General features: G+C 38.0%; 9 protein-coding genes. 2 read left to right on the top strand and 7 right to left on the bottom strand.

Annotated elements, in window-relative coordinates; all coding sequences use genetic code 11:
* Positions 1–393: 393 nt before the first annotated feature.
* Positions 394–945, top strand: a complete 552-nt coding sequence (locus ABXH34_RS08675) for a transposase (protein WP_353571476.1) — start codon at positions 394–396, stop codon at positions 943–945.
* Between the two features lie 195 nt (positions 946–1,140).
* Here ABXH34_RS08675 and ABXH34_RS08670 read toward each other — a convergent pair whose 3' ends face one another.
* Positions 1,141–1,263, bottom strand: coding sequence for a type II toxin-antitoxin system Phd/YefM family antitoxin (locus tag ABXH34_RS08670; RefSeq protein ID WP_353571475.1), 123 nt, complete (start codon positions 1,261–1,263; stop codon positions 1,141–1,143).
* A 132-nt stretch (positions 1,264–1,395) separates the two neighbouring features.
* On the opposite strand from ABXH34_RS08670, the gene ABXH34_RS08665 reads away from it, so the two are divergent.
* Positions 1,396–2,013: a hypothetical protein gene (locus tag ABXH34_RS08665; protein WP_353571474.1), complete on the top strand. Its 618-nt coding sequence runs from the start codon at positions 1,396–1,398 to the stop codon at positions 2,011–2,013.
* Here the strand turns inward: ABXH34_RS08665 and ABXH34_RS08660 are convergent.
* From ABXH34_RS08660 to ABXH34_RS08635, 6 genes are all read right to left on the bottom strand, one after another.
* Positions 2,010–2,255 (bottom strand): hypothetical protein, encoded by a 246-nt coding sequence (locus ABXH34_RS08660; protein WP_353571473.1) that lies wholly within the window; start codon positions 2,253–2,255, stop codon positions 2,010–2,012. The two genes, ABXH34_RS08665 and ABXH34_RS08660, sit on opposite strands and share 4 nt — an antisense overlap.
* A 48-nt stretch (positions 2,256–2,303) precedes the next feature.
* The gene (locus ABXH34_RS08655; protein WP_353571472.1) at positions 2,304–2,489 is read right to left on the bottom strand and encodes a hypothetical protein; all 186 of its coding nucleotides are present in this window, start codon (positions 2,487–2,489) and stop codon (positions 2,304–2,306) included.
* A gap of 99 nt (positions 2,490–2,588) precedes the next feature.
* The gene (locus tag ABXH34_RS08650) at positions 2,589–6,140 is read right to left on the bottom strand and encodes a tetratricopeptide repeat protein (protein WP_353571471.1); all 3,552 of its coding nucleotides are present in this window, start codon (positions 6,138–6,140) and stop codon (positions 2,589–2,591) included.
* Positions 6,141–6,435: 295 nt separating this feature from the next.
* Positions 6,436–7,845, bottom strand: coding sequence for a glutamate--ammonia ligase (gene glnA, locus ABXH34_RS08645; protein ID WP_353571470.1), 1,410 nt, complete (start codon positions 7,843–7,845; stop codon positions 6,436–6,438).
* Positions 7,846–8,339: 494 nt separating this feature from the next.
* On the bottom strand, positions 8,340–8,477 hold the full coding sequence (locus tag ABXH34_RS08640; RefSeq protein WP_353571469.1) for a hypothetical protein: 138 nt from the start codon (positions 8,475–8,477) through the stop codon (positions 8,340–8,342).
* 273 nt (positions 8,478–8,750) lie between these two features.
* Positions 8,751–10,841: class I SAM-dependent DNA methyltransferase (locus tag ABXH34_RS08635; RefSeq protein ID WP_353571468.1), on the bottom strand; the 2,091-nt coding region annotated here is incomplete at its 5' end.

Genomic DNA, 10,841 nt, shown 5'->3' with positions numbered 1-10,841 from the left:
CTTATTAGTCTATAGTAAAGTATAAATTACTATATAGTCATATACTAAACTCTTTGCCTAAAAGATGTCTGAAGTAGGATTGGGGAATTTTCAAGATTACATCTAACTGATCCCAGCTATTTGCCAGCATTGTTAAATACACTAACACTCTAGCCCTGTTAATCATAAAATCCTGTGAATCCTAATTCAGACAAAAAACATTAAATAATAAAAGCCATTCATTGGATACCTTCCACCTTCATTGCAATATTGGTTTTTCAATCCTACAATCTTAAATAGGTATAAGCTCATGGTTGCCAACAATAGGTAAATGGATACTAGTAATAGATAGAACCAATTGGAAAGTGGTGTAGAAAAAAAGGCAACTCCAATACAGTAGGACGAATAGCCTTAATGGAACAATTTATAGCGTTATTTAGAAATGAGCGTATTGATTATGTGACAGGCGACCGCGAATTTATCGGTGAAGAAGGGTTAAGTTGGCTGATAGAACATAATATAGAAGCCGTCTTGAGAATTAAGAAAGACACGATTATTGAGACGGTGACGGGGATAAAGTCGATTAAACATATATTAGAAAATGAACCCGTTGGCAAAGTGCTTTATTTAGAGCAAGTGACTGTATGGGGGCAAACCGTTTGTGTTGAAGCCAAAAAGCTTACAGAGGAACGCTTTATCATTGTTTTGGCCGCAAATAAAAATGACATCATTAAGGCCTACAAGCTGCGCTGGAATATTGAAACCCTGTTTGGTAATCTTAAGTCTCGTGGGTTTAACTTAGAAGCAACTCGTATCTCTAAACCCCAAAACATTCATAAACTACCATTCATAAACTACTTTGTATTCTCGCTTTTGCTTTTTGTTATGCTCTTAACACTGAAGCTTGGCAGATTTCTCAGGAAGATACTATTTCTGTTAAGAAATCTATTTTTCGCCTTGGCTTAGATTATTTGTAGCAATTATTGCTTAATCTTTCCGAACTTAACAACTTACAATTATTCCTCCATGTCCCTTAATTTTTGTCGGGTTCAGAGCCAATCAAATAAAAACATGAGCATCAAGCAATAAATTCATATTTATTCATCACCTAACCAAAAATCATCAGGTAATGCTGCGTCAAAATCTTCTGTAATTGTTGTTTTACCCAGATGTTGTCCAAATTGCCGACAATTTTGTAATAAAAACCTCTTCGCCAGATTCAACAAGGCTGATTAACTCAGGTAATTTCGTTTGTGCTTCTTGGACTGTATCCGCAATAGACATTGGATTGACCTTCTATCTTTCAGATATTTAAATGAGTATAGCAATGCTCCAAAAACACATCATCTGTGAATCTGCTAAAATATTATCAATATACTCGCTGTTTCCCAAACCAAATGTAACAGGTGTTTTACCATGCGTAAATCCATTTTTACCGAACATAAACGCTATACATTCAGCGACTACTTCAACTTTGCCAATCCCATAGAAGAAATTATTGCAGAACTGGGCTATACACTATGTTTTGAAACAATCGACTTTACATCTGATAAACCGATTGACAGCATTATTGTGAATAAACTGCAAGATTTTTACTATCAACTTCTTCCTAAAATCAGTACCAACTCAGAAATCGCCAAACGAGAATTTATGATTGCACCCGTGCTACATGAAATTATCCTCAATGTAGATGCAAAGCTTAATGTCGAATATCCCATTGATATAAATGAAAAACTAAATGGCGTGCTTGATTATTTTATCCAAGCCAAACAACAAGTCGTGGTGATTGAAGCGAAAAAAAGTGATTTAGACCAAGATTTTAACCAACTCGCGGCAGAAATGATTGCATTAGATCAATATGAACAAGACACAACACCCACAATGATTTACGGTGCAATTACGATTGGTGAAGTATGGCGATTTGCAATACTCGACAGACAACAAAAACAAATCACCAAAGACATCAACTTATTTAGATTTCCACAAGACACCCAAGATATTGTATCCATATTACTGAATATACTAAAAAATTAGTCTTGCAGAATCACCCGCTCATTTAAATAAATTTGCTGTTTTTCACGACGAATACAATGCAAATCAATTAGATATTCAAGCACATCGTCCAACAAATCAGCAGTTAAACCAGGCTGCAAATCCTGCGCAACCCGTTGTTCTAAATCCTTACAAGCAATACCTATTGAACACTCACCGCGTGTTTCACGATACAAAATCACTAATACCGCTGCATGTTGCGGTTCAATCTCTAATTTGACCAACTCAGTCGCCTGTTTTAATAAATTCAACCCCGCAATCAGATTTGAAATCTATCGCTCAGAAGTCGCACCAGCAAAAATACCAAGTAAATCAATTGATTTCTGTGTACATTTCTCAAAATCAAACAAAATCACCTTTAAATTCAAAATAACATTACATAACTTAAATGACATTGCCGTATTGATAATCCCATCTTTGCCATGTTTAATCACAACCGCTTTGGATTGATTGTGCACTATCAAGCGTGTCAGATTCAAAAGGCTCGATATAATTGTTTAAACTCTCAAATTCTTCAGATAATTGCATAAATAAACTCTTGTTATTAAAACTAAATGCTACAAATCCTTAAGAAATGCTTTCAAAGCATCATCCCATGACAAATCCTGTGCTTGTCGATAAACAGAAAAATCCTTAAACCATGGAGTTTGCCCCTGAGATTGCCATCGCCATTCTGGTGGAAAAGGCACTAAAACTTGTGCTGATTTATCCAATCCTGCCAATAAGTGCATATTAGTATTACTCACACCCACATAATCATCTAATAGACTGAGCAATGCTAACATGCCTTCCAAATCATCGTTATACCAACTCATATCATGTGCAGGCTGTCCTAACGCTTGAGAAAATGACTCAATGTCTTGCATTTTTGGATTACGTTGTAAAATTAAATAAGTGCCTTTTTTCGCTCGTAAGGTTTCACCCAATAATGCTGGCTCAATCTGCTTAAACAACTTTTTAGCCCGTCCGATCTGCTGCGTGCCCGCCTGCCAAGTAATACCAATATAAGGCGGTTTACCCAATTTAGCTAACTGCTGCTGCATCAAACTCAGTTGTTCAGCTAAGGGATTAAGAGCCAAGGCTTCAGGCAATTGATCCGCATTTTGAATCCCCAATAACAATGGCAAATCGGCAACAAGTACTTGATAATCAGTTTGGGGCAAAGGTTTAATATACTCTGGCAACACTTCATCAATTAACCCAACTCGTCGCAATATCGTGGTTAATTTACTGCCCGCCCGATACAACACTCTTGCCCCACGCTGTTTTAATAAACTCACAAAGCGTAAGAAAAACAACTCATCACCTAAACCTTGTTCTTGATGTACTAAAATGGTTTTGCCTGTTAAATCTTGTGGCAACTCGGTAATCGGGCTTAATGCTAGTTCTGTCTCCAAACACCCAGTACGCCACAAATATTCGCGCCATGTTTCAGATTCAAACCGCCCCATGGTCAATAAGACTTGAGATTTTCCTACATGGCCTGCGGCATATTTATCATTCAATGCAATCGATTTTTCACAACATTCCAAGGCCTTATTCAACTTGCCTAAACTCACGTATACATTATTTAAATTATGGTGTGCTTCTGGAATATTCGGCTTGAGTTTCAAGGCTTTTTTATAGCACTTCTTGGCCTTATCTAATTCATGACGCTCTTTATAAATCAGCCCTAAATTAGTATATGCCTCGGCTAAATCAGGTTGAATCTTGAGGATTTTTTCATAAACCTTAATCGCTTGCTTAAATTCACCCAAATCGGAATAAGCATTGCCGATATTATTCAATGCAGCAATATGTTTAGGTTGTTTTTTCAGAATGGTTTTATAACATTCAATCGCCTCTTGACTGCGCTGTTGTGAACGCAATAAATTGCCTAAATTGCCCCACGCCTCAATGCTATTCGCTTGTAACACTATCGCTTGACGATAACAGGCCTCAGCTTGAATCACATCCTGTTGTTTTTGGCATTGTGCTGCCCGTTTCATTAAAGCGGCATAATCTAATTTTTGTAACCGTTCACTGCCATAAGTCAGAATTAAATCGCGTTGTAATTCAGCAATGGCGGGTGTCCAATCTAAGTGAGATGTTTGACGGTAAATAGCAAACCCTTTAAACCAAGGTGATTCCGCTCCTTTATATATCCAACGCCATTCAGCAGGATTGGGCATAAGCACCCGTGCAGTTTTCCCAATACCCGCCAATAAGTGCATATTGGTATTGCTTACTCCAACGTAATCATCTAAGCATGACAATAAAGCCAGCATGTGTTCTAAATCATCATTCAAAGCTGTAAAATCATGTACAGGTCGGCCTAATATCTCAGAAAATTGGGCTAATTCCTCTTGTTTTGGATTGCGCTGCAACACTAGAAAAGTGGCCTTAATTGGAGCAAGACATTGAGCGATTTGCTCTAAACCGATTTGCTTGGATAATACTTTGCGTTTGCCTCGGTCTTCCAATTTCGCACCCGCTTGCCACGTTACACCAATATAAGGCGGTTTACCCAATTGTTTAAGCTGAGCTTTCATGGCTTGAATCGGTTCTGGTTCAATGGATAATCGCAATGGTGTTGGGATTTCAGATTGATGCTTCATCCCTAACATAAATGGCAAGTCACCAATCATGATGGTGTAATCTGTTTCGGGATAGGTTTCAGTATCTTGTGCAAGCAATTCATCAACCCAAGGTTGACGCGCCATCATACTGTGGATTTTTTTTCCTGCACGATATGCGATCCATGCCCCACGTTGTTTCAATTTGGCGGCAAAACGTAAGAAAAACAGCTCATCGCCTAAGCCTTGATCTTTATGTAATAAAAAGCGTTTACCTGTTAAATCCTGTGGTAATGGTTCAACAGGACTTAAACTGGACAATAAACGGCTTTCTACTCGATTATGCCGCCAATGATATTCAGCCCAACCACAATCAAAACGAGCACTGGCTAAACAACACATGGATTTGCTTAAATAGGTGTCAGCAAACTCAGGATCAAGCTTAATTCCTTTTTCACAATATTGTAGAGCCTCATCGATTTGCCCCATGGCTCGCAATAACACACTCATATTATTATATAATTTCGCATTATCAGGCTGTTGCATTAAGGTGGCTTGATATTGCTGATATGCTTCTTGTAATAAACCTAACTCTAATAAAGTCGAGCCTAAATTATTTCTAACTTCAAATAGTTGTGGCTTTAGTGCTAGGGATTTTTCGAAGTATTCCCGTGCAGACTCATATTCCCCACGTTCTTTATAAATTGAACCTGCGTTACTCAAGGCTTCCGCATTATCTGGCTCACGGCTTAAGGCTTCGTGATAGGCTTCTAAAGCATCATCATATTGATTTTTCTCATACATTAATTTGCCGATTTGAAAATACGCGGTTGCATAATTCGGATTGAGGATTAAGATTTGCTTTAGCGTTTCCAGTGATTTATCAAACTGTTGTTGTTTCTCATAAATTTCAGCTAAATTGACATGAGCATGAAGTAAATCAGGGTTGAGTTTTAAGGCTTTTTCACAATGCTTTAAAGCAATATCTAATTTATCTTGTAAACGTAATACAATACTTAAATTATGATGTGCATCGGCGTAATTTGGCTGTGCTGTCACGGCTTTACGGTAAAATATTTCGGCTTGGGTATAATCTGCATCTGCTTTGTAAGCACCACCAATATTATTGTAAGCAACGGGATTATTGGGGTTATAGCGCAACACTTTTTTATAGCATTGAATGGCTTGCATATTATTTTCGATTTCCCGATACACATTGCCCAAATTGCCCCATGCTTGAATATGTTTCGGGTTGAGTTTAATTGCTTGGCGATAAGTGGTGATGGCGGCATCATATTGTTTGAGCGCACGATATACATTAGCTAAATTACAATGATAATCGGCGGATTTGGGTTTGATTTTTATTGCACTTTGAATCAGTTGAACTGCAGATTCATGTTGATTAGCTTGATGTGCGAGTACCCCGAGTAAATGCAGTGCATCACTAGACTGAGGATTGTGTTGTAAGATTTGTTGATAAATTTTTTGGGCTTCGGCTAAACGCCCAGCTTGATGATGCTGGATGCCGATATCGAGTAAATTAACTTTTGTCATGAGAGTCGCTAAAAATGGCCGTTATTGGATACATTTTACTGCATCCATGTCATCGAGGATAATTTTATGTTCTTTGTGAATTGAAATTGGCGTACAAGATTTATCTTGCTCCTGCAATATGATATGCACGTCTGCGAGCTTTACTTTGATGAACTGCATAAGGTGAGTTAGTAAAAAGAGGAGATATTGAATCAGATAGGCTGGAAATGACAGGTGATATAGATGGACAAAAAAATACAGCTAGCCTAATGAATAAGCTAACTGCATCTTTATAAAGCCCAAAGGCTAAAACAAATTACAGACTGTAATACATATCAAATTCAACTGGATGCGTTGTCATACGTAAACGAGTGATTTCTTCATTTTTCAACTCGATATAAGCGTCAATCACGTCATCAGTGAATACACCACCTGCTTTTAAGAAGTCACGATCGTTGTCTAATTCTTCCAATGCTTCATCTAAAGAGAAACATACTGTTTTAAGGTCTTTTTCTTCTTCAGGAGGTAAGTCATACAAGTTTTTGTCCATGGCTTCACCTGGATCAATCTTGTTCAAAATACCGTCAAGGCCTGCCATTAACATTGCAGAGAATGCAAAGTAAGGGTTTGCAGTTGAGTCAGGGAAACGTACTTCAATACGACGTGCTTTAGGGTTAGTAATGTAAGGTATACGAATTGATGCAGAACGATTACGCGCTGAATAAGCTAATAATGTTGGTGCTTCAAAACCTTTCACTAAACGTTTGTAGCTGTTGGTACTTGCATTAGCAAATGCATTGATTGCTTTAGCATGTTTCAAGATACCGCCAATGTAATATAAGGCTTCTTGAGATAAACCACCGTATAAATCACCCGTAAAGACGTTTTGACCCGCTTTAGAAATAGATTGGTGAACGTGCATACCGTTACCGTTATCACCTACTAATGGCTTAGGCATAAATGTCGCTGTTTTACCAAAGCTGTGAGCAACGTTCATAATCGCATATTTCAACACTTGAACTTCATCAGATTTTTTAATCAATGTATTGAATTCTACACCAATTTCACATTGACCTGCTGTAGCCACTTCATGATGATGTACTTCTGTTTTAATACCCATTTGTTCTAATGTTAAGCACATTTTTGAACGAATGTCTTGTAAAGAATCTACTGGAGGTACTGGGAAGTAACCGCCTTTCATTGTAGGACGATGGCCGATATTGCCTTCACCATAAACACGCTCTGAGTTCCAGCTTGCTTCTTTTGAATCGATTTCGTAGAACGAGCCGCGAATATCAGAACCCCAACGGACATCATCAAAAATAAAGAATTCGTTTTCAGGACCAAAGTAAGCAGTATCACCTATACCTGTAGATTGTAAATAAGCTTCAGCGCGACGTGCTAAAGAACGTGGATCACGCTCATAACCTTGCATTGTTGCAGGTTCGATGATGTCACAACGCAAGTTTAACGTAGGTTCTTCAAAGAAAGGATCAAGTACCGCAGTGCTTGGATCAGGCATCATAATCATGTCTGATTCGTTAATGCCTTTCCAACCTGCGATTGAAGAGCCGTCAAACATTTTACCGTCGGTGAAAAGGTCTTCGTCAATTGTATGTGCTGGTACAGAAACGTGTTGCTCTTTACCTTTAGTGTCTGTAAAACGGAAATCAACGAATGTAACGTTGTTTTCCTTAATCATATTCAAAACGTTCTCAGCAGACATAATGACTCCTCAATGCTAAATAAATTGTGCTGGTTTTAGTTATCTATGGTCACTAAACGAGACGTGCCTTCGTAACGCATAAATTATACCATTAATATAACTCATGAAAAACAAATAGTTATTATTTCCATAAAAAAATAGGCGCACTAAAAAAGTTCGCAAAATGCACTAAGATGGCGCATAGGTCGCTTTTTCAAACATAATAGGCTTTAAATCACCTTATGCTGCTCTGTCATGGAGCATTAAGCTGTTACTAGCTGTTACACAACATTTTAAACTGTTTTTTAGAAATATGATGGGGTTCGGTTAATGCAAGTTATGTTTTCTAAACAGGCGACAAAAACACGGCTGACATTCTGCTTGATATGCTAGGTTTTGTTTCGTGGTATGACTAAAAGCATTATAAATAAAGTTGGTGTTTATTTTGTTGGATTAAGTCTTTCAGTGCTTTGTTAGGTTGTCTAACTCCCAAATGTTATTTGGGAGTTAGATAGTCAGATAATTTTTGTGTAGTGGTCAGATTCAATAAATTCTGCAACATCAATAAATCTAAGCAGCTTTATATCTAATTCCAGTCCTTCTGGCACTTTAGGGAAGTCATATCTGAGCTGTTTTAGTTCGATGGTTTTCATATTTTTTCTCGTTCCTACGCTCTGCATGGGAATGCGTATTGCGTCGCTCTAGCGGCGTGTAACATATTGTTTGCCTCGTTCCCACAAGTTTTGTGGGAATGCGTTCACGACGTGGCACGTCGAGTAAATTCATGACGCAACGCGTCTGGACTGCATTCCTACGCGGCGCGTAGGAACGAGACAATTTTAGCTTTTTTATAGCCTTCCCAGTATTTAGACATTTTATTGCCTGCTTCCATTGAAGCGACTTCTCTTGTAAACATATACATAGCTTTAATTTTTCTCATCTTCTTCCCATAAATCCAAACATTCTTGTGCTTTTTCTGGGTCGGTTAATTCTAGGTATTTTTGAAATAGAAAGCTAATACGTGCTTGATCTGTTTTGAATTTTGTTGAGCGGTAGGCTTTTTCAACCGCATTGTCTAATGTTTGATGGGCTTTGCGTAAATCTGTTGGCATCGCTAAAGGGTCGTAAAGGTCTGCAAGGCTGTTGTCTGGGTGTTCTTCTCGACAATCTAAAACGGCTTGTGCAGCGGTTTCTATCGCTTGCTTTTGTTTTGGCGTGGGTTGTGGAAAGGGATAGTTGTTGTAAACCAGTTTTGCAGAATAACGATAATCACTCTTTAAGCGTCCGCCAATGGTTTTAAGCCACAGTGTGTGCAACTTGGATTCTAAAATACCAAATTCATATAAGGTTGCATTGGGCAAAACTAAAGTAGCATTACTTGCGATTGCATCTTTTATAAACCCAATGGGTAAGTATTCCCTTCTTTCTGAACTGGTTTTAGGAAAAATAATAAACTCTTTAGGAAAATTCATTTCTCTAAAAGTCCAAGGACGATTAGCAAATGAACGTGTATGGCTAGATTGACTTGATGCACGATATTGTTTGACCTTTTCAACCCGCAGCATAACCAACTTGAGCGACTTTAATTCTTTAGGTGATATATCTGATAACCATAAACACCACTGTTCCTTATTATGTAAAAAATTCTGACCATTTACCCAAGGATATAGCCATTTTTCAGCAGAAGGCTCTTTTTGTATAAGCTCCTGTTTTTCTTCAGTAGATAAAATAAGATGTCCATTATCTAAAGGTGTAATCCCTTCTTTCATAACAGATGATTTTTCAGATATTGGCTTAGCTCTAGTTCTTATTAGAATATCGGGAGCAGCAATTAAATAAGGGTTTAGGTGTTTTACTTTAATTTCTAATGGTTCATCTTTTACTTGTGGGTAGGTAAATAAACAGGGTTTACAATTACTTGCTTTAGAGCCTTTTGCAAAACCAACAATGACGACATAAACAATCGCTTTTCCCTTACTTTCAGAATCCCAAGCAAAAGTTTGATGTGCAAAGGTAATATAAAAGTCACTATCTAGTAAGTGTTGCCAAGCTGGGTAAACCTGTTCTCCCATGATAATGGAATTTGTAGAAACAAAAGCAGACTCTATTTTTAGATTTTTGGTTATATCCATAAAATCAGCCGCCTTTTTAAACCAGCAAACGACATAATCTAAAATCCCAGCATTATCTATATTTTGAAAAAGAGTTTCCATTTCTCTACGTTGCTGTGGGGTTCGGTTTTTTCTGTCAATAAACGGCGGATTTCCTAATAAATACAGAGCTTCAACTTGTTTAAATCGAGACACATCAATCACCTGCTGCCAATCTAATTGCAAAGCATTGCCACACGTAATTTGCGCGGACGTTTTCAACGGTAACAAATCAGGCTCACGCCCGAACTGCTGAGCAAACTCACGGTTCATTTGATGCTGAGTCAACCACATCGCCACCTCTGCAATCCGCATCGGCCATTCCTCAAGCTCTATCCCATAAAAATGATCTAACGAAATCAGCGGCTCAATTTCAAAATTTAAATGCGTGTCTTTCGTCTTCTTATGTCGCTCACCTAATACTTGCAATTCCAAACGCCGTAACGCCTGATAAGTCACAATCAAAAAATTGCCACAACCACAAGCAGGGTCAAAGAAATACAAGCCAGATAGTTTTTTCTGAAATGCGGTTAACTTCTTATGCTTATCACGTTTTAAAACCTGTAAACTCTCAAATTCCTCATTTAAATCATCTAAAAATAATGGATTAATCAAACGTAAAATATGTTTTTCCGACGTATAATGCGCGCCCAAACGCCGCCGATCTCGACTATCTCCCATAATATGCTGAAACAACGAACCAAAAATCGCAGGCGAAATCGTTGACCAATCAAACCCTGCTGACTTAACCAACTGCGCCCGCATCTCTGCATCAAAACTGGGTAAATCTAACCGCTCCGCAAACAACTGCCCATTCACATACGGAAATCCTGCCAATTCATCTGACAAATGCTTATTGCGATTAAC

Source organism: Candidatus Albibeggiatoa sp. nov. BB20 (assembly GCA_016744725.1).
Lineage (GTDB): Bacteria > Pseudomonadota > Gammaproteobacteria > Beggiatoales > Beggiatoaceae > Albibeggiatoa.
This window is presented reverse-complemented; position numbering and strand designations above follow the sequence as displayed.

Bases quoted from the DNA above. Each gene is read 5' to 3' on its own strand.
- ABXH34_RS08675 (WP_353571476.1), top strand. From the start codon at position 394: ATGGAACAATTTATAGCGTTATTTAGAAATGAGCGTATTGATTATGTG.
- ABXH34_RS08670 (WP_353571475.1), bottom strand. From the start codon at position 1,263: ATGTCTATTGCGGATACAGTCCAAGAAGCACAAACGAAATTACCTGAG.
- ABXH34_RS08665 (WP_353571474.1), top strand. From the start codon at position 1,396: ATGCGTAAATCCATTTTTACCGAACATAAACGCTATACATTCAGCGAC.
- ABXH34_RS08650 (WP_353571471.1), bottom strand. From the start codon at position 6,140: ATGACAAAAGTTAATTTACTCGATATCGGCATCCAGCATCATCAAGCT.
- glnA (WP_353571470.1), bottom strand. From the start codon at position 7,845: ATGTCTGCTGAGAACGTTTTGAATATGATTAAGGAAAACAACGTTACA.
- ABXH34_RS08640 (WP_353571469.1), bottom strand. From the start codon at position 8,477: ATGAAAACCATCGAACTAAAACAGCTCAGATATGACTTCCCTAAAGTG.